This window comes from Streptomyces sp. NBC_01260, assembly GCF_036226405.1.
GTDB classification, from domain to species: Bacteria; Actinomycetota; Actinomycetes; order Streptomycetales; family Streptomycetaceae; genus Streptomyces; species Streptomyces laculatispora.
In genome coordinates, this window is sequence record NZ_CP108464.1 from 312,976 (window position 1) to 335,121 (window position 22,146).

Below are 22,146 nucleotides of genomic sequence, written 5' to 3' on the forward strand. Positions count from 1 at the left end.
GAAAAACTCTCCCCAAAGGTGTGATTCGGCATGCGTGAAAACGGCTCCATCTCCTCGCACACGGTTCCCGATGAATCCTTTGGGATTACTGAGGCTCAACAGGGAGTCTGGTACGGACAACTGGTCGATCCGGACAGTCCGAAATACAACATCGGGGAGTGCTTCGAGATTCGTGGGGGCCTCGACGAGGGGTTGTTCGCCGCAGCGCTGGACCGGGCCGTCGCTCTGTGTGACAGCCTCAACGTGGAGTTCGTCGTCCGGGACGAGACCGTCCGTCAGCATGTCGTCCGTCGCCCCCCGGCCGGAACCAGCCGGCTCCGCGTGGTCGACCTGTCCCACGCCGAGGATCCCGTCGGGGAGGCCGAGCGCTACCTGGCCGACGACATGGCCGTCGTCCACCGGCTCGACGCCCCGCACCACCACTTCGCGTTGCTGCGTCTCGGTAACCGACTGCACTACTGGTACGTGCGCTTCCACCACATAGTCGTTGATGGCCTCGGTGGTGCAGTCTTCGCCCGGAACGTGGCCGACCTCTACGGGCGTGCTGTGCGCGGCGAGAACCTCGCCGAAGCCGAGCTTCCCGCCGCGCCCCTTTGCGATCTCGTCGCCGACGAGACGGCGTACCGCGGCTCGGACCGGTACGAGGCCGACCGTGCCTACTGGACCGGCCGGTTCGCGGACCTGGTCACCGACCGCGGGCCGGATTCGACCGGTGCCGGGGGCGGAGCGGACGCGCACGGTGGCCGGCCACTTATCCGCCGACGCACCGACGCTCATCCGCCGGCGGTCCTCGATGGGCCGGACGCCCAGCTGCACACCGGAGAGACGATGACCGTCGCCGTCTTCGACAGTCTGCGTCGGCTCGCCTCCGCCAACCGCACCACCTGGAGCGCCGTCCTGGTCAGCGCGGTCGCCGCGTACATCGGCCGGGTCACCGGAATGCAGGAAGTCACCGTGGGCCTCGCGTCCAACGGCCGGCACGGCGGACTGCGGCACGTCGTCGGCATGACCGCCAACATTCTGCCGCTGCGCCTGACCGTCGCCGCCGACATGACAGTCGGCACTCTCGTCCGCGCCGTCGCCGCCGAAATGCGCGGCGCCCTGAGGCACCGCCGATTCTCCCGTGAACAACTCGCCCGTGAACTGAACGTGGCCGACGACGCGGCCCGTCTCACCGCTGTCGTCGTCAACATCATGGGCTACGACTACGACCTCGACTTCGCCGGCAGCCCCGGCGCCTCCCGCGTGCTGTCCATCGGACCGGTCGACGACCTGTCTCTCTTCGTCGCCGACCGGGCCGAGGGGAAAGAGCCGCTGATCGGATTCGACGCCAACCCTGAGCTGTACCGTCCCGAGGACGTGCGGCTGCACCAGCAGGCTGTCGTCTCCTTCTTGTCGGCTCTGGCCGATGCGGATGCCGATACCCGCCTGTGCGACCTGCCGCTCCTCGACGAGACCACCGCCACCTCCCTGCGCGCGCAGGGGCGTGGCACCGCCCTGTCGGTGGAAGGCGAGGCCGCGAGCCTGCCGGAGGCGTTCGGCGCACAGGCACGCCGGACGCCGGATGCCCCGGCGGTGGTGGACGGCGCCGACACGCTCTCGTACCGGGAGCTGGCACAGACTGCGAAGGGCCTGGCGAGTGCCCTGGCGGGCTGGGGCGTCGGCGCCGAGGACGGCATCGGCGTCCTCGTGGGTCGTTCGGCGGCCGTGGTGTCCGTCACACTCGGCGCCGTCGGTGCGGGAGCGGCGTACGTGCCGATGGACGCTGCCTGGCCGGCCGAACGGCTCGCCCGCGTTGCCGAGGCCGCCCACGTTCGTGCCCTGGTGGTGGACGAGGCCACCGCCGATCACTCCTGGGTGCAGGAGACGGCCGCCGACCTGCCGATGATCGTCGTCGACGCTCTCGGCGGAATCTTACGTGGCGCTCCGCCACGACCGGGCCCGCTGCCCCGTCTGACCCGCGGCGACCGACTCGCCTACGTGATGTTCACCTCCGGCTCCACCGGCCTGCCCAAGGGCGTCGGCGTCACCCATGCCGATGTTCTCGCGCTGGCGGCCGACAGCACCTGGAAGGACGGCGTGTGCGACGCGGTACTGCTTCACTCCGCCTACGTCTTCGACGCCTCCACGTTCGAGATCTGGGTGCCGCTGCTGAACGGCGGCTGTGTGGTTGTCGCACCCAGCGGTGTCGTGGAGGCACGGGTGCTGCACGACATGGTGAACCGGCACGGTGTCACCGCGCTCTTCCTGACGACGGCGCTGTTCAACGTGGTGGCAGAGGCGGACCCGACGGCGTTCGCCGGGCTGCGCATGGTCGCCGCGGGTGGTGAGGCCGCAACCCCGGACCTCATGCAGCGGGTGGCCGCCGCGGCGCCCGCGACGCTCGTCCTGCATGTGTACGGCCCCACGGAGACCACGACCTTTACCGCCCGCCACCCGGTCGACGCCGGCGCCGCGGGCGTGCCGCCCGTCGGCCGGGCCCTCGACGGGATGAGCCTGTACGTGCTGGACGACTCCCTCGGCATGGTGCCGGCCGGAGTGGTGGGGGAACTGTACGTGAGCGGTCACGGCGTCGCCCGCGGCTACCAGGGGAGCCCCGCGCCGACCGCCACCCGGTTCGTCGCCGACCCGTACGACACACGCGGTGGCCGCATGTACCGCACCGGCGACCTCGTGCGCTGGACCGCGAGCGGCGACATCGAGTACTTCGGGCGCGCGGACGGGCAGATCAAACTCCGCGGGTTCCGCATCGAACCGGCCGAGACCGAGAGCGTCCTGCTCACCGACCCGGATGTGCACGGCGCCTGCGTCGCCGTCCGTGAGGACATACCCGGAGACCGCCGGCTCGTGGCCTATGTCGTGCCCGCCCCCGGCGCCAGGCCGGACAGCTCCGCCCTGGCGCGCCGTGTCGGGCGGGCCTTGCCCGCCTACATGGTGCCCTCCGCGTTCGTCACCCTTGACGCGCTGCCCCTCAACGCCAACGGCAAGGTCGATCGCCCCGCCCTGCCCGCCCCTCGCGCCGTCGCCGGCACGGGCCGCGCACCGCGCACCGCCCACGAGGAGGTCCTGGCCGGCCTGTTCGCCGACATCCTGGGCGTGACCGCAGTCGGGGTCGACGACAACTTCTTCTCCCTGGGCGGCCACTCTCTTCTCGCCACCCGCCTCACCGGCCGGGTGCGGACCGCCCTGGGTGCCGAACTCGGCCTGGGCACGCTCTTCGATCACCCCACGGTCGCCTCCCTGGCCGCGGTCCTGGACTCCGCCGCGTCGGCCCGGCCCGCCCTCTCCCCGCAGCCACGGCCCGAAGCGGTACCTCTGTCCTTCGCGCAGCAGCGCCTCTGGTTCCTCAACCGGGTGGAGGGCGCCGGTGACATCTACAACATTCCGCTCGTCCTCGAACTCGACGGTCCTCTGGACTCGGACGCCCTGCGCGGTGCCCTGCGCGACGTCGTCGCGCGCCACGAGAGCCTGCGCACCGTCTTCGCCGAACACGACGGCATCGCACGGCAAGAAGTCCTTGACGCGGACGCTGCCGCATCGCTGGTCCCTCTTGTCGTCGAGCACTCCCCGGCCGAGGAATCCGCCGACGCCTGGGCCGACGAAACGCTGCACCGCCTGACCGTCAGGCCCTTCGACCTCAGGTCCGACGCCGCCGTCCGCGCCCATCTGCTCCGCCTGGGCCCCGCCCGCCACATCCTGGTCCTCGTTCTCCACCATGTCGTCGCCGACGGCTGGTCCCTCGCCCCGCTCTGCCGTGACCTGGGCACTGCCTACCGCGCCAGGAGCGAGCGGACGGGCACGCCCGACTGGGCCCCGCTGCGCGTGCAGTATGCCGACTACGCCCTCTGGCAGCGCCGGCTGCTCGGCGACGACGGCGACCCGGACAGCCTGGCCGCATCCCAACTCGACTTCTGGAGGGGCGCGCTGCACGGCGTTCCCGAACTGCTTGAGCTGCCTCTCGACCGTCCCCGCCCAGCCGTACCCAGCCATCGCGGCGCCGCCGTGCCCTTCGAACTGCCCGCTCCCGCGCATGCCGCACTCATCCGGTTCGCCCGAGCCGCCGGCTGCACGCCCTTCATGGTGCTCCAGGCCGCTCTCGCCGTGACGCTGCAGGCGCATGGCGCGGGCTCCGACATCCCGCTGGGGACCGCGGTGGCCGGACGTACCGAGGAGGCCCTCGACGATCTGGTCGGGTTCTTCGTCAACACGGTCGTTCTGCGTGCTGACCTGTCCGGGGACCCGTCCTTCCACGAACTCCTGGATCGCGTGGTCAAGTTGGACATCGCCGCCCTCAGCCATGGCGACATACCGTTCGAGCGGATCGTGGAGGCCCTCAACCCCGAGCGGTCCGGCGACCACCACCCGCTCTTCCAGACCATGCTGGTCCTTCAGAACCAGGAGCGAGTGGGCCTCGATCTGCCGGGTGTCACCGTCCATGACAGATCCCGGCACCGCGGAGGCAGCAAGTTCGATCTGACGTTCTCGCTCACCGAAGTCACCGAAGCCGCAGAGAGACCGGCCGGGAGACCCGCCGAGGATTCCGGACCCGGCGTACCCACCGACCCGGCGGGCGGCGCCGCTGCGGACACCCGGTACGGTGCCGGAGGCATCGGCGGTTACCTGGAATACGCCACCGACCTCTTCGACCCCGCCACCGCCCGCGCCCTGTGCGCCCGTTTCGCCCGTGTCGTTACCCTGGCCGTGGCCGAACCAGGCCGGGCCATCAGCGACCTGGACCCGCTGTCCCCGCAGGAGCGGGAGCGTCTTCTGGTCCAGGGGAGCGGCGCGAAGCAGCCGCTGCCCGCCCGATCCGCCCCCGAAGAGGTCCGGGAGCAGGCCGTGCGCACTCCCTACGCCGTAGCCGTGCGCGACGCGGACACCCGCCTCACCTACGCCGAACTCGACGCCCGCGCCGATGTCCTGGCCCACGTCCTGCGTGAGCGCGGCGCGGGCCGCGAGAGCAGGGTGGCCATTGCCGTACCACCGTCCGTGGACACCGTCGTCGCTATGCTGGCCGTGCTGCGGGCCGGCGCCGCCTATGTGCCCGTCGACCCGCAGTATCCGCCCGCCCGTATCCGTCACATGCTCGACGACGCCCGCCCCGTCCTGCTGCTCACCACCAGGGACGTCCACGCGCGACTGCCCGCCTGCGGTATTCCGTGGCTTGCCCTCGACGACCGGACTGCTCAGCCCGCCCGTCCCACCGGGCCCCTTCCGGACCCACCCCGTCCGGCAGACCCCGCGTACGTCATCTACACCTCGGGCTCCACCGGCCGCCCCAAGGGTGTGGTCGTGTCGCACGGCGCCCTGGCCAATCACATGGCCTGGATGGCGCGGCACCTGACGATCACTTCGGACGACCGGGTCCTGGCCCGTACCTCCTTCAGCTTCGACGCCTCTGTGTGGGAGTTGTGGCTCCCGCTGATGAACGGCGCCGAAGTCTGTGTGCTGCCGCACGGAGCCAACATGGAACCCCGCACCCTGGTCTCCTGGATGAGCCGGTTCGATGTCACCGTCGCCCAGTTCGTGCCCTCCCACCTGACCCTCGTTCTCACGGAGGCGGCACACGCCGCACCGCTCCCCGGCCTGCGCACCGTGCTGTGCGGGGGCGAGCCGCTGCCGCGCGCCCTCGCCGACGACGTCGCCGAGCTGTGGCGGGCCGAAGTGCACAACCTCTACGGGCCGACCGAGGCGACCATCGACGCGACCGTCCACCGCGTGACCGGCCAGGAGAGCAGCGGGCAGGCGAAGGGCACGCTGTACGGGACCGTGCCGATCGGCCGCCCCGTCGACACGATGCGCGCCTACGTCCTCGACAGCCGGCTGCGTCCCGTACCACCCGGTGTCGCCGGTGAGCTGTACCTGTCGGGTCCCAACCTCGCCCGCGGATACCTGGACCGTCCGGCCCTGACCGCCGTACGGTTCGTCGCCGATCCGTTCGACGGCGCGGGCGCCCGGATGTACCGCACGGGCGACCTCGTGCGGTGGAACGGCCACGGTCTGCTCGACTACGTGGCACGCGCCGACGACCAGGTCAAACTCCGTGGATTCCGGATCGAGTTGGGCGAGATCGAGGCCGCACTCCTGGCCTGCCCCGGCGTCACGGCCGCCTGCGCCGTGATCCATGAGGACATGGCCGGCGGGCGCAGCCTCGTCGCCTATGCCGTCACCGGCGACCCGGCCCTGCGCCCCGTCATCCTGCGTGATGCCCTCGCCGAGAGCCTGCCCCACTACACGGTGCCCAGCGCCGTCGTCATCCTGGACGACCTTCCGCTCCTGCCCAACGGCAAGGTGGACCGGCGGGCCCTGCCGGAGCCGTCGGCGGTGCCCGGCCCGGCCGACGGAGCGGGGCAGCACACCCTCCAGGAGGGCCTGCTCGCCGGAATCTTCGCCGACGTCCTGCAGCGGCCCCTCGTGAACCCGCATGACAGCTTCTTCGACCTCGGCGGGCACTCGCTCCTCGCCATGCGGGTCGTGAGCCGCGTCCGGGCCGTCCTGGGCGCCGAGATCGCCGTCCGCACCCTCTTCGAGCACCCGACCGTCGCGGGCCTGGCCCGCGTCCTCGACCTGCGGGGCCGCGCCCACCCCCCGGTGGTGCGCGCCGCACAGCGGCCCGATCCGCTGCCGCTGTCCTTCGCCCAGCAGCGCCTGTGGTTCCTGAACCGGCTCGAAGGTCCCAGCTCTGCCTACAACATCCCGCTCGTCCTCGAACTCGACGGCGCCCTGGACACGGACGCTCTGCGCGCCGCCCTGCGCGACGTCGTCGATCGGCATGAGTCGCTGCGCACCCTGTTCCCCGAACGCGACGGCGTGCCGCACCAAGTGGTTCTTCCGGCCGACGCGGTGGCACCTCGCCTGCCTGTCTTGAGCACGGCCCCCGCTGACCTGGAGGCGGCCGTCCTGGCCGCCGTGCGTGAACCGTTCGACGTCGTCACGGACCCGCCACTGCGGGCCCTGCTGCTGCGCTCCGCACCCGGGCACCACGTCCTGGTCCTCGTCCTGCACCACATCGCGGGCGACGGCTGGTCCCTCGCCCCGCTCGCCCGTCACCTCGGCGAGGCCTACGAGGCCCGTCTCTCGGGCCGGGAGCCCGAACCCATGGCCGGCACTCCGCTCCAGTACGCCGACTACACCCTCTGGCAACACGCAGCCCTGGGCGACGGCATCGCACCGCAGAGCGTCCTGCGCCGGCAGCTCGACCACTGGCACACCGCCCTCGCGGGCCTTCCCGGGCTGATCGACCTGCCACTGGACCGCCCGCGCCCGGCTGCCACCGATCCGAGGGGAGCCGTCCACACCTTCGACGTACCGCCTTCTCTGTACGCTCAGCTCCTGCGCCTGGCACACGAGTCCGGCAGCAGTCTGTTCATGGTGCTCCAGGCGGCGGTGGCCACTCTGCTGCACCGCCACGGCGCGGGCGACGACATCCCGCTCGGCTCGCCCGTCGCGGGCCGCACGGACGAGGCGCTCGAGGACCTGGTCGGCTTCTTCGTCAACACGCTCGTCCTGCGCACGGACCTGTCCGGCAACCCGACCTTCCTCGAACTGCTCCAACGGGTAAGGGAGTTCGACCTGTCCGCATATGGGCACCAGGATGTTCCCTTCGAGCGCCTCGTCGAGAGCCTCAACCCCGTCCGGGCGCGTAACCACCATCCGCTGTTCCAGACCATGCTGGTCCTCCAGAACCAGGCGACTGCCCGCCCCGACCTGCCCGGCCTCACGGTCGTGGACCGGCTCGTCCACAACGGCCTGAGCAAGTTCGACCTCACCTTCGCCTTCAACGAGGAGCCGGGCGCGGCAGGCCTCACCGCCGGAATCGAGTACGCCACCGCCCTCTTCGACCGCTCCACCGTCGCAGCACTCTCGGACCGCCTGATCCGGCTCCTGGAGCGCGCGGCCGCCGAGCCCGCTCTGCCCGTCGCGAGCTACGACCTCCTGACGCGGAGCGAGCACGCCCGTGTCACCCACTGGGGAACCGGCCGCGGCCTGCCCGCCTCCGACGCCGCCACCCTGCCCGCCCTCTTCGCGGCTCAGGCGCACCGCACACCGGACGCAGTGGCCGTCGCCGGCGATGACACGACCCTCACGTACGCCGAACTCGACCGGATCTCCGCAGACCTCGCCCGCGCGCTGGCAGGCCTCGGCAGCGCCCCGGAGTCAGCGATCGGCGTAATGCTCACCCGGTCGCCGGCCGTGGTGTCGGTGTCGCTCGGCGCGGTCCGCGCGGTCGGAGCCTACGTCCCGTTGGACGCGCGCTGGCCCGGGGAGCGGCTCGAACAGGTCGCCGGGGTGGCGGCCGTGCGCGTCCTCGTCGTCGACGAGGACGCCTTCGCCTCCCCGTGGGTGGCCGCAATGGCCCAGCGGGTACCGGTCGTCGTCGTGGACCGGGTCGGCCGGATCCTGCGGGGCGCACCGGAGCAGCCGGGCCGCCCGGCTGCCGTGCCGGGCCCCGGAACTCTCGCCTACGTGATGTTCACCTCCGGCTCGACCGGTCTGCCCAAGGGTGTCGGGGTCACGCACGCCGACGTGGTGGCGCTGACGGCCGACTCGGCCTGGCAGGGCGGCGCCGCCGATGCGGTGCTGATGCACTCGGCCTATGTCTTCGACGCCTCCACGTTCGAGATCTGGGCCCCGCTGCTGCGTGGCGGCAGGGTCGTGGTCGCACCGCAGGGCGTCCTGGAGGCCGCTGTCCTCGGCGATGCCGTCCGTGAGCACGGCGTGACCGCCGTCTTCCTGACGACGGCCCTGTTCAACGTGATCGCCGAGACCGATCCAGGCGCCTTCGCCGGCCTCCGGCTCGTGTGCGCCGGGGGTGAACTGGCCTCCCCGGACGCGATGCAGCGAGTGGCCGGGACAGCGCCAGGCGTGCGCGTCCTCCATGTGTACGGACCCACCGAGACGACCACCTTCGCTACCCGCTATGACGTGGCAGCCGACCTGCCGTCGGGCCCGCCGCCCATCGGACGGGCCCTGGACGGCCTGCGCAGTTACGTGCTCGACGGCTCCCTGGGCCCGGTCCCGCCGGGCGTGGTGGGCGAGCTGTACCTCGCCGGCCACGGCGTGGCGCGCGGATACATCGGGCTTCCGGGCCTGACGGCCGCACGCTTCGTGGCCGACCCGTTCGACGCCGGGGGCGGGCGCATGTATCGCACCGGAGACCTCGTCCGGTGGACCCGTGACGGGCAGATCGCCTACGTCGCCCGCGCGGACAATCAGGTGAAGCTGCGCGGTTACCGTATCGAGCTCGGCGAGATCGAAGGTGTGCTGGCTTGCTGCGAAGGTGTCGCCGACTCCTTCGCCCTCGTCCGCGAGGATGCGCCCGGTGACCGGCGGCTCGTGGCGTACGTGGTGCCCGCCACCGGGGCGCGTCCCGAATCCGCCGATCTCGCCCGGGCTGTCGGCCGGTCCCTGCCCGCCTACATGGTGCCCTCCGCGTTCGTCCTGATCGAGGCGCTTCCGCTCACCGTCAACGGCAAGGTGGACCAGCGCGCCCTGCCGGTGCCCGCGCACCATGCTCCGGGCCGCGGGCGTGCCGCCCGAACCGCGCGTGAGGAGATCCTCTGCGCACTCTTCGCTGACGTGCTCGGCCTGGACGCGGCGGGCGCGGACGACGACTTCTTCGCCCTGGGCGGCCATTCCCTGCTCGCTACCCGGCTCGCCGCACGCATCCGGACCGCGCTCGCCGTGGAGGTCCAGGTCAGGGCCGTCTTCGAGCACCCCACTCCCACCGCCCTCGCCGCCGCTCTGCACGGCGCAGAAGAAGCCAGGGCCCCGCTGGAGCGGGCCCTGCGGCGGCCCGATCCGCTGCCGCTGTCCTTTGCCCAGCAGCGCCTGTGGTTCCTCAACCGGTTCGAAGGGCCCAGCGCCACGTACAACGTGCCGATGGTGCTCCGCCTGGACGGCCCGCTCGACGCGGACGCCCTGCAGAGCGCCCTGGCGGACGTCGTCGAACGCCACGAGAGTCTGCGTACCGTCTTTCCCGAGACCGACGGCGTGGCGCGCCAATTGGTCCTCGACGCCAGTGGCGCCGACCTCGACCTGACGCCGCGCGACACCGACCCCGCCCGCCTGGACGAAGTCCTTGCCACCGAGGTCGCGCACACCTTCGACGTGAGTGCCGACCTGCCCGTACGGGCCAGGCTGCTGCGGCTCGGCGCCGAGACCCACGTTCTCGTCCTGCTCGTTCACCACATCGCGGGCGACGGCTGGTCCCTCGCCCCGCTCGCCCGCGACCTCGGCGACGCCTACCGGGCACGCGCCGAGGGCGAGGAACCCTCCTGGACGGAACCCGTCGTCCAGTACGCCGACTACACCCTGTGGCAGCGCGCCCTGCTCGGAGCCGACAACGACCCCACCAGCCAGGCCGCCCGCCAGCTGGACTTCTGGCGCACCGCGCTCGCCGACGCCCCCGCCCTGCTCTCCCTGCCGTACGACCGGCCGCGCCCCGCCGTCACCGCGTACCGCGGCGACGCGTTCGCCTTCCCCGTCGACGCGGACACCCACCGGGCACTCGCGGATCTCGCCCGAGCCCGCGGATGCAGCCTCTTCATGGTGCTCCAGGCGGCCCTGTCGGTGCTCCTGTCCCGGCACGGCGCCGGTGAGGACATCCCGCTCGGCACGGCCGTCGCCGGACGCACCGACGAAGCCCTCGACGACCTGGTCGGCTTCTTCGTCAACACCCTCGTCCTGCGCACCGACCTGTCCGGAGACCCCACCTTCGAAGAGGTGATAGACCGGGTACGCGAGTTCGACCTGGCCGCCTACGCCCACCAGGACGTGCCGTTCGAGCGGCTGGTGGACGCCCTGAGCCCGGTACGGGCGCAGAACCACCACCCGCTGTTCCAGACCATGCTCGTCCTCCAGAACCAGGCGGACACCACCGTCGGCCTCCGCGGTCTCACGGTCACGGAACAGCCCGTGCACACCGGGATCAGCAAGTTCGACCTGACCTTCACCTTCACCGAGTCACGCGACGGCGCGGGCCGGCCCGCCGGCCTCGGCGGAGTCCTGGAGTTCTCCACCGAACTGTTCGCCCGCACCACCGCGCACGCCCTGGCCGCACGCCTCACCCGCCTGCTGGCCGTGCTCGCCGCCGACCCCGGCCGGCGTGTCCACTCAGCCGGCGTTCTGGATGCGGCGGAGCAGAGGAGCCTGGAGCGGGCCGCGCACGGCCCGCTCCGGGCCACGGCGGCGCGCACGGCATCCGAGGCGTTTCGCGCACAGTCCGCCAGAACCCCCGAGGCGATCGCCGTACGGGATGGATCACACGGGCTCACATTCGGTGAACTGGACGCGCTCTCCGACGACTTGGCGCACCATCTGTACGAGCGGGGCATCGGACGCGGCGACCTCGTCGCCCTCGCACTGGAGGGCACCGCCGACCAGGCCGTCGCGATGCTGGCGGTGGTCAAGGCGGGGGCCGCCTACCTGCCGGTCGACTTCGAATACCCCGAGGCCCGGATCACCTACATGCTCGACGACGCCCGCCCGGCGCTGCTCCTCACCCACAGCACCCTCAGCGCCGCGCGGAACATCCCCACCGTGGCCTGCCTCGCACTCGACGACCGGGCCGCGTGGTCCACCGGGCGCGCGGCACCGTCCACCGCCGCGCCGCACCCCCTGGACGCCGCGTACGTCATCTACACCTCGGGTTCCACCGGCCGCCCCAAGGGCGTCGTCGTCACCCACGCGTCCCTGGTCAACCACATGGCGTGGATGGCCGGCCACCTCGGCCTCACCGACGAGGACCGTGTCCTGGCACGTACCTCGCCGAGCTTCGACGCCTCGGTCTGGGAGACCTGGCTGCCGCTGCTGCACGGCGGCTCGACCTGCCCCGTGCCGCCCGCGCTCAACCACGACCCGGCCCGACTGGTGGCCCGCATCCGCGAAGCGGGCGCGACCCTGGTGCAGTTCGTGCCCTCGCACCTCTCGCTCCTCCTCACCGAGACCGGACCCCACGAGGCGCCCGCGAGCCTGCGGGCCGTCCTGTGCGGCGGTGAACCCCTGCCCCGGTCCCTGGCGGCGCGCGCGGGGCAGGCCTGGCGGGTCGAGGTGCACAACCTGTACGGACCCACCGAGACGACGATCGACGCCACGGCCCATCGTCACTGCGGCGGGGAGGCGGACACCGTCTCAGGGGAGGGGGGAGTGCCGCTCGGCCGCCCCGTCGACAACACCCGCGCCTACGTCCTTGACGCCGGGCTCCGGCCGGTTCCGCCGGGCGTCACCGGCGAACTCCACATCGCGGGCGACGGCCTCGCGCGCGGCTACCTGAGGCGCCCTGGCCTGACAGCCGCGCGATTCGTAGCCGATCCGTACGGCCCCGCAGGCAGCCGTATGTACCGCACGGGCGACCTCGTCCGACGGGATGTCGACGGCCTGCTCACCTATGTCTCCCGCGCCGACGACCAGGTCAAGCTGCACGGCTTCCGTATCGAACTCGGCGAGATCGAGGCCGCTCTCACCGCGCTCGACGGCATCACCGCCGCCTGCGCAGCTGTTCGCGAGGACCGGCCGGGTAAGCGGCGCCTGGTTGCCTACATCGTTCCCGACAGGCGCGCCGCACGCCCGGCCGACAGCGAACTGCGCACCCGGCTGACATCGGCCCTGCCGTCGTACATGGTGCCGGCCGTCTTCGTCACCCTCGACGCGCTGCCACTCCATCCCAACGGCAAAACCGACCGCAGCGCCCTGCCCGTCCCCGAGCGCCCCGCCGCCACCAGGCCGGGCGGGCAGCCGCGCACCGCACAGGAACGCGTCCTGTGCGACGTGTTCGCCTCGGTCCTGCGCAGCCCGGCCGTCCGCACGGATGACGACTTCTTCGCGCTCGGCGGCGACAGCATCCTCTCCATCCAACTCGTCAGCCGGGTCCGCGAGGCCGGGCTCGGAATCACCCCGCGCGACGTCTTCGTCCACCGCACCCCCGAGGCCATCGCGGCCGTCGCCACCGCACTCGGCCAAAACGCCACCGCACCGGCCGAACAACGCACCGGCGAGATGCCGCCGACGCCCATTGCCGCCTGGCTCCTGGAGCGGCCCGGCAGCACGGACGGCTACAACCAGTCCGGGGTGCTGCGCACGCCCGCGGGCGCCGACGGAGACAGGCTCGTCGCCGCCCTCCAACTGCTCATCGACCACCACGACATGCTCCGTCTGCGGGTCAGCGGCCCGGCCGGCGGCGAACCCGTCCTCGAAGCCCTGCCGCCCGGCGCCGTGCAGGCCCGCCGCCACTTCACCCGTGTCGACATCGCCGGCCTCGACGTGGAAGCCGCCCGCGCCGCCGTCACCGAGGCGGGCGAACAGGCGCGCGGCCGTCTGCGGCCCACGCACGGGAACGTGATCGAGGCCGTCTGGTGCGATGCCGGTCGGCACGCCCGCGGGCGCCTGCTGCTCGTGGTGCACCACCTGGCCGTCGACGCGGTCTCCTGGCGCGTCCTCGCGACCGACCTGGCCAGCACGTGGCACATGGTCACGGAAGCCGCGGACCGGGGTGAGCGCCCCGCCTCAGCCACAGCGCTGCCCTCCGCCACCACGCCCTACAGGACGTGGGCGCACCTTCTCTCGTCCCAGGCGCGCGGCGCCGCACGGGAAGCCGAACTCCCTCAGTGGCAGAGCGTGCTGAGCACGCCGGATCCACAGCTGGGATACCGGCCGCTCGACCCTCACCTGGACACCGCCGACGGGACCCGCACCCTGGTCACCCACCTGCCCGCCACCTGGGCGAAGTCCCTGCTCACCACCGCCCCCGGCGCCTTCCACGCCGGAGTGGACGACGTCCTGCTCACCGGCCTGGCCCTCGCCGTCTGCTCCTGGCGGGCAAAACGGGCCACCCGCCTCGGCGGGCCCCGGCCGGAAGGCACCGCCGTCCTCCTCGACCTGGAGAGCCACGGCCGCGAGCAGATCTCCGAGCGCCTCGACCTCTCCCGTACGGTCGGCTGGTTCACCAGCCTCTACCCGGTTCGGCTCGATCCCGGACCTCTCGACGCCCGAGACCCCGGACGCTTTGACGCCGGCATCGTCGAACGCGCCGTCAAACGCGTCAAGGAGCAGCTTCGGACCCTGCCCGACCACGGTGTCGGCTATGGAATGCTGCGCCACCTCAACCCGGCGACGCGCTCCCGGCTGGCCACTGCGGCCCAGCCCCAGATCGGCTTCAACTACCTGGGACGGTACGCCGCTTCGCAGGAACCGGCGGACAACACCGAAGGCGCCGACTGGGACGTCCTGCTCGACGGCGGCGGGCCACGAAGCCAGGACCCGGACATGCCCGTGCACCACGTCATCGACATCAACGCGCACACCGAGGACCTGCCCGACGGCCCACGCCTGGTGACCCGCTGGACCTGGCCCAGCGACCTTCTCAAGGAGGAGGACGTGGGCGCCCTGTCCGAGGCGTTCGTCCGCGCGCTGCGCACCATCGCGGAGCACGTGCAACGCCCCGACGCGGGCGGCTACACGCCGTCCGACCTTCCCCTGGTCTCGCTCAACCAGGCACAGATCGACCGACTGCAGAACAAGTGGGGTGGCCGCAAGTGACCGGGTTCCAACTCGAAGACGTACTGCCGTTGACGCCGCTTCAGGCCGGCATGCACTTCCACGCCCTGTACGACTCCCACGCCGTCGACGTCTACACCGCACAGTTCGTCTTCGAACTCGAAGGCCCCGTCGCGGTTCCCGCCCTGCGCGCCGCCATCGGCAGCCTGCTGCGCCGGCACGCCAACCTGCGAGTCGGGTTCCTCCACGAGGATCTGGACGAGGCTGTACAGGCTGTCGCCGCCGAGGTTGCCGTGCCGCTGGAGGAACTGGACCTGACCGCTGCGCAGAGCACCGGCACGACTGAGGAACGCCTCACGGACTTCCTCGCCGCCGACCGCACCCGCCGTTTCGACCTGACCACTCCGCCGCTGATGAGGTTCACCCTGCTGCGTACCGCGCCAGAGCGCCACCGTCTCGTGTTGACGAGCCATCACATCCTTTTCGACGGCTGGTCGATGCCCCTCCTCGTGCGGGAACTGTTCGAGCTGTACGCGTCGCAGGGCGACGACAGTGCCCTGCCGCGCGTCACCCCCTATCGCACCTACCTCCTCTGGCTGGCGCAACAGGACCGAACCGCCGCTCTGGAGGCCTGGTCCACCGCCCTGGCCGGCATTGAGGCCCCCACCTTGCTCGCCGGGCCCGGCAAAACGGGTGCGCCCGCCTCAGCTGAACTGCCCGAATCGCTCCTCCTCGACCTGGACACCGCCACGACACACCGGCTTCGCGAGACGGCCCGCGCCCACCGGCTCACTCTCAACACCCTGGTCCAGGGTGCATGGGGCCTTGTCCTCGGGCACCTCACCGGACGCCTCGACGTCGTGTTCGGCGCCACCGTGTCCGGTCGCCCGCCGGAGATTCCCGGCATCGAGTCGATGGTCGGCCTGTTCATCAACACCGTGCCGGTACGGCTGCGCCCGGCACCCGGCGAATCCCTGGCCGCACTTCTGACCCGGCTTCAGGACGAACAGGGACGTCTCCTCGGCAGCCAGCACCTGGGCCTGACCGAGATTCAGGGTCTCACTGGCCTCGACGAACTCTTCGACACCCTGACCGTGTTCGAGAACTACCCGATGGACGACGAGGCCCTGCGCACCGCGCAACAGGGACTGCCCGGTCTGGCCGTCACCGGATTCAGCGGAACGGACGCGGCCCACTACCCCCTCACCCTCACCATCGCGCCGGGTGACGCTCTGAGGATCACCTTCGGATACCGGGCCGCCGTCCTGGACCGCGAAGAGGTGGCCCGCACAGTCGCCCGTATGCGACACCTGCTGACGGCGATGGCACAGGGACTCGACCGCCCCGCCGACGCCGTTCCCCTCCTCCTGGACAGCGAGCGCGAGATGCTGCTCGCCCAGGGAACCGGCTCCGAACTCCGCTGCGAAACACGGGAACTGAGTATCCCGGACACCCTGGCCGTACGCGCCGCCCGGCACCCGGACGTCGTGGCCGTGTCCGGGGCGGGCGAGCAACTGACCTATCGGCAGCTCCGCGATCTCTCGGACGGTCTGGCCGGCGCCCTGACCGGGCTCGGGACCGGATTCGAGGACACCGTCGGCATCCTCGTGGCCCGCTCGACCGCCACGGTCACCTCCTCCCTGGGAGTCCTGCGCGCAGGTGCCGTCTATGTGCCGCTCGACCCGCGCTGGCCCACCGAACGGCTCAACCGTGTGGCCGAGGTGGCCGCCCTGCGCGTCCTGATCGTCGACGTGAGCACTCGCACACACCCCTGGGTACGTCAACTGGACCCGGCCGTAACCGTGCTGACCGTAGACGCCGCAGGCACCGTCCGGCAGGGAGGCCCGGACACCCCGGGTGCCCTGCCGGCTGTCACGGGCGGCACCCGGCTCGCGTACATGATGTTCACCTCCGGATCCACCGGACTGCCCAAGGGGGTCGGCGTCACTCACGCCGACGTGACAGCACTCGGGGCCGACAGGAACTGGAGCGACGGCGCGGCCGACGCCGTTCTGATGCACTCGGCGTACGTCTTCGACGCCTCCACCTTCGAGATCTGGGCCCCTCTCCTCAACGGGGGCCGTGTCGTCGTGGCGCCCGAGGACACGCTCCAGCCCGCCGTGCTCCGGGACCTCATAGCCCGGCACGGCGTGACCGCGGCGTTCCTGACGACCGCCCTGTTCAACGTATGGGCCGAAACCGACACAGACTCCCTCGGCCTGCTGCGCCTGGTCGCCACCGGAGGCGAGGCCGCCGCACCCGGAGTCCTGCAACGCATCGCCACCGCCCACCCGGACCTTGTCGTCCTCCACGTCTACGGGCCCACCGAGACCACCACCTTCGCCACCGCCCACCACGTGCGCCCCGATGCCGCCCCCGGCGGCGCGGCCCCGATCGGCCGACCGCTCGACGGCATGCGCGCCTACGTCCTGGACGCGGCGATGCGCCCCGTGCCGCCGGGCGCCGAAGGGGAGTTGTACGTCGCGGGCGCCGGCGTCGCCCGCGGATACCTGGGGCGGCCCGGCCTCACCGCCACCCGGTTCGTCGCCGATCCGTTCGCCGGCACCGGCGCACGCATGTACCGCACCGGCGACCTGGTGCGCTGGGGCATCGACGGCACGCTGCACTACATGGCCCGGGCGGACCAGCAGATCAAACTGCGCGGCCACCGCATCGAACCCGCCGAGATCGAGACAGTGCTCCGCGCCGACCCGTCCGTGAGCACCGCCTGCGTACTGGTCCGCGAGGACCTGCCCGGCGACCGGAACCTCATCGCCTACGTCGTCCCCGCCCCCGGACACACCCCAGAACCAGGGCCGCTCGCCGCATACGTCGCACTCCACCTGCCCGCCTACATGGTGCCGGCCGTCATCCAACCGGTCGACGCGCTGCCACTGACCCCCAACGGCAAGCTCGACCGGGCCGCCCTGCCCGCACCCGCCGCCCCGCCCGGCACAACAGGCCGGACGCCACGCGGCGGCCTTGAGGAAATCCTTGCCGGACTGTTCGCCGACGTGCTCGGCATCCCACGCGTCGGCGTCGACGACAGCTTCTTCGCCCTGGGCGGCCATTCCCTGCTCGCCACCCGGCTCGTGGGCCGCGTGCGCACCGCCCTGGACACCGAGACCGAGATCCGCACCCTCTTCGAGAACCCCACCGTCGCCGGACTCGCCGCCGCCCTGGAGAAAGACAGCCGCCCCGCCCGCCCCGCCCTCGTCCCGCAGGAGCGCCCCGCCACGCTCCCGCTGTCGTACGCCCAGCAGCGCCTGTGGTTCCTCCACCGGCTCGAAGGCCCCTCCGCCACCTACAACATTCCCTTCGCCGTACGCATCGACGGGCCGCTCGACACGGACGCCCTGCACCGGGCTCTGAGTGACGTCGTCCGCCGGCACGCAGCCCTGCGCACCGTCTTCCCCGAGCACGACCACGGGCCGTATCAGCACATCACGGCCCCGGACGATGTCCACCTCCCGCTCGCGCCGGAAGCCATCGATGAGGACAAGACCGCCGACCGGATCAGAGCCGCTGTGGCCGAGCCGATCGACATCGAGCACCGCCTCCCGCTCAGGGCCACCCTGCTGCGCCTGGCCGACGACGCCCACATCCTGGTGCTCGTGATCCATCACATCGCCGCCGACGGCTCGTCCCTGGCGCCGCTCGCACATGACCTGCGCGCCGCCTACCACGCCCGGGTCCGCGCAGAGGACCCCGCGCTGACCGCACTGGCCGTCGACTACGCCGACCACACTCTCTGGCAGCGCCGCCTGCTCGGTGACGAGCACGACCCCGAAAGCGTCATCTCACATCAACTCGCTTACTGGAAAGACGCGTTGAACGGCCTCCCGGAAGTCGTCGAACTGCCGTGGGACCGGCCCCGCCCAGCCGTGCCCCGGCACACGGGAGCCACTTACGACTTCGCCGTCGACCGCACCACCTCGCAGCAGCTCACCGACCTGGCCCGCACCAGCGGATGCAGCGTGTTCATGGTTCTCCAGGCAGCCCTGTCGACCGTACTGTCCCGGCACGGCGCCGGCGACGACATCCCGCTCGGCACGGCCGTCGCCGGGCGCACCGACGAGGCGGCCTCGGACCTCGTGGGCTTCTTCGTGAACACGCTCGTGCTGCGCACGGACCTGACAGGCGACCCGACGTTTCGCGAACTCCTCTCCCGTGTGAGGGAGTTCGACCTATCCGCCTACGCGCACCAGGACGTTCCCTTCGAGCGTCTGGTGGAACTGCTCAACCCCACGCGCTCGCAGAGCCACCATCCGCTCTTCCAGACCATGCTCATCCTTCAGAACCACACCCCTGCCGCCGCCGTCGACCTGTCCGGCCTCACGGTCAGCAGCGTGCCGATCGAGGCCCGGGTCAGCAAGTTCGACCTGTCGTTCACCTTCACCGAGACCTACGACGACAACGGCACCCCCAGCGGCATGCTGGCCACCGCCGACTACGCAACGGAACTCTTCGACGCGACAACGGTCCACGCCCTTGCCGACCGGCTGGTTCTGCTTCTCGACGCCGTCAGCGCAGACCCGGATCGCCCGCTGCACACGTACGACGTGCTCACACCCGCCGAGCGCACCCGCCTCACCACCTGGGGGACCGGGCCCGTCGAGGAACTGCCCGAGTCGACGCTCCCCGAGCTCTTCGAGCAGTGGGTACGGCGCACCCCCAAGGCCCCGGCGGTCCGCGACGCGGACACCACCCTCACCTACGACGAACTCGACGCCCGCGCAGCCGCCCTCGCCGACCACCTCACCGCACAGGGCATCGGCCCCGAAGACCGGGTGGCCGTCGCCCTGCCCCGCACGCACCGACTCGTCGTGGCCCTGCTCGCCGTCCTCAAGACGGGGGCGGCATACGTACCCCTCGACCCCGACTACCCGGCCCAGCGCCTGTCCTACATGCTCGAAGACGCCACCCCGCGTCTGCTGCTCACCACCCCCGCCATCCACCGCCGCCTCCCCACCTCCCCTGTGCCGCACCACTACGCCGACCAGCCCGGAGACAGCTCCATATCGGTGGCGCACCCCGCTGTCCGCACCGGCCCCGCTCCGTCCCCGGACCCAGCACACCCGGCGTACGTCATCTACACGTCGGGTTCCACCGGCCGCCCGAAGGGCGTCGTGGTCACCCACCGGGGCGTCGGCGCCATGGCCAGGACCCAGAGCGAACGGCTACGCGTCACCCCGGACAGCCGCGTGCTGCACATGGCGTCCGTCAGCTTCGATGCCGCGTTCTGGGAACTGTGCATGGGTCTGCTCTCCGGGGCCTGCCTGGAGATCGACGAACGCGAGGCCCTGCTGCCCGGCCTCACCCTCGCCGCTCTGGTCCGCGAGCGGGGCGTCACCCACCTCACCCTGCCACCTGCCGCACTCGCGGTGATGCCGCCCGGCTCGCTGCCCGCCGGCACCACGATGGTCCTCGCCGGCGAGGCGTGCCCGCCGGCCCTCGTCCACGCCTGGGCGCGGGACCGGTTCCTCGTCAATGCGTACGGCCCGACGGAAACCACCGTCTGCGCCACCATGAGCGCCTTTCAGTACGCGGCCGGTCCACTCGCCCCTGACCGCACGGTGTCCATCGGCACCCCCGTCAACGGCACCCGGGTCCATGTCCTGGACGACCGGCTTGAAGCCGTGCCGCCCGGCGTGGTCGGTGAGCTGTACGTGTCCGGTGACGGAGTCGCCCGCGGTTACCACGGCCGGCCCGCTCTGACCGCCTCCCGTTTCCTGGCCGATCCGTTCGACCGCGAGGGGGGCCGCATGTACCGCACCGGCGACCTGGTGCGCTGGACGACGGACGGAGAACTCGTCTACGTCTCCCGAGTCGACGATCAGGTCAAACTCCGTGGATTCCGCATCGAACTCGGAGAGATCGAAGCGGCGCTCACTGCCCTGCCCGGCGTGGCCGCAGCCTGCGCCGCCGTCCGGGAGGACCGCCCCGGCGACCGGCGCCTGGTCGTGTACACCGTGCCAACGGCCGGTGCGCCGGGACCGGACGAGGCCGAGGTGCGCGCGCACCTGGCCGCGACCCTGCCCGACCACATGATCCCCGCCGCCCACGTCAGTCTCGGGGCCCTGCCCGTCACCCCCAACGGCAAGACGGACCGGCGTGCTCTGCCCGCGCCCCACCACGCAGCACCGGCAGGAGGCCGTAAGCCCGGCACCGCGCGCGAACGCGCCCTGTGCGAGGTGTTCGCCGAGACGCTCGGTGTGCCCGAGGTAGGTGTCACGGACGACTTCTTCACCCTGGGCGGCCACTCCCTGCTGGCTGTGACCCTGGCCCGGAGGATCGGGGAACGGTGCGGGCGACGCCCCTCCCTGCGGGCCCTGTTCGCGGCGCCCACCGTCGAGGGCATCGACCGGTTGCTGGGACGCGAGGCTGGGGAAGAACGACAGAAGGAACCGGCCCGCCCGGACCTCGCCGCCGAGGTCCGGCTGGCATCGGACATCTCCAGGACGGGACATGAAGCCACGGCCCCCGCTCGCAGGCCCCTGCGCCCCTCCGCCCGCCCTCTTCTGACCGGCGCCTCCGGCTTCCTCGGTGCCTTCCTCCTGCGCGACCTCATCGAGACGACCGGCGGCCCCGTCGACTGCCTCATACGGGCCGAGGACGACCACAGCGCGGCACACCGGCTGCGGGCCAACCTGGAGCACTACGGCCTGTGGCGCCCCCGGTACGCGGAGCTGATCCGCCCCCTCCCGGGCGACCTCGCCGCCCCGGGCCTCGGGCTCTCTCCCGGGGACCGCACCGCCCTGGTCCGCCGCCTCGGCCCGGTCCTGCACAACGGCGCACGCGTGAACTTCGCAGCCGCATACGGTGATCTGCGCGCCCCCAACGTGGCCGGCACCGAGGAACTGCTGCGACTGCTCGCCGACTCGGCCTCACCCGGGATGCATTACATCTCGACCACGGGTGTGTACGCCCCGGCCCCCGGCCTCCGCCCCGTCACGATCACGGAGTCGACCCCCACCGGCCCCTCTCCCGCCCTGCCGGACGGGTACGCACAGAGCAAGTGGGTCGCTGAGCAACTCATCGGCCTGGCCCGTGAACGCGGGCTGCCGGTGACCGTCCACCGGCCCGGCCGTATCAGCGGCGACACCGCCACCGGCGCTTGTCAGGACCACGACCTGCTCTGGCAGCTCGTCAAGGGCTGCCTCCAAGCAAGCGCGGTCCCGGACCTGCCCCACGGGTCGACGGACTGGGTTCCCGTGGACTACGTCAGTGCGGCGGTCGTGGCACTCTCCCTATCCGGCCGGACCGGTGCGGAGACGTACCACCTCACCAACCCGGATGCGCCGGGGCTGGACCGCGTCTTCGAAGCGGCCGCCCGCCTCGGGCACGAGCTTCGAACCGTTCCCACGGCCCAGTGGCAGGCCCGCGTGGCGGCGCAACCCGACAACGCGGCTCAGCTGTTCCTCGGCGATGAAACACGGACCCGGCCCGAGACAACGGACCGGCGCCGCTTCGACTCCCGACGGACGGCCGCCGCCGCAGCGGCCGTGGGCGTCCGTCAGCCGCCATTGACCGACGAGATCCTGATCCGCTATCTGACGTACTTCCACACATCAGGCTTCCTGCCTGCTCCGGGGGTGTCGGCCACGTCTTAGCCTGCACCAGCACCTCTTGCGCCGCCCAGGACGCGCTCTG

Annotated in this window: 2 protein-coding genes; both read left to right on the forward strand. The window is 71.8% G+C overall.

Annotation, left to right across the window (positions count from 1 at the left end; translation table 11 throughout):
• The first annotated feature begins 30 nt into the window (after positions 1 to 30).
• Positions 31 to 14,535, forward strand: coding sequence for a non-ribosomal peptide synthetase (locus OG322_RS01495; protein ID WP_329305924.1), 14,505 nt, complete (start codon positions 31 to 33; stop codon positions 14,533 to 14,535).
• The gene (locus OG322_RS01500; RefSeq protein WP_329305925.1) at positions 14,532 to 22,106 is read left to right on the forward strand and encodes a non-ribosomal peptide synthetase; all 7,575 of its coding nucleotides are present in this window, start codon (positions 14,532 to 14,534) and stop codon (positions 22,104 to 22,106) included. The genes OG322_RS01495 and OG322_RS01500 overlap by 4 nt, the downstream gene beginning before the upstream one ends.
• The last annotated feature ends 40 nt before the right edge of the window (positions 22,107 to 22,146 follow it).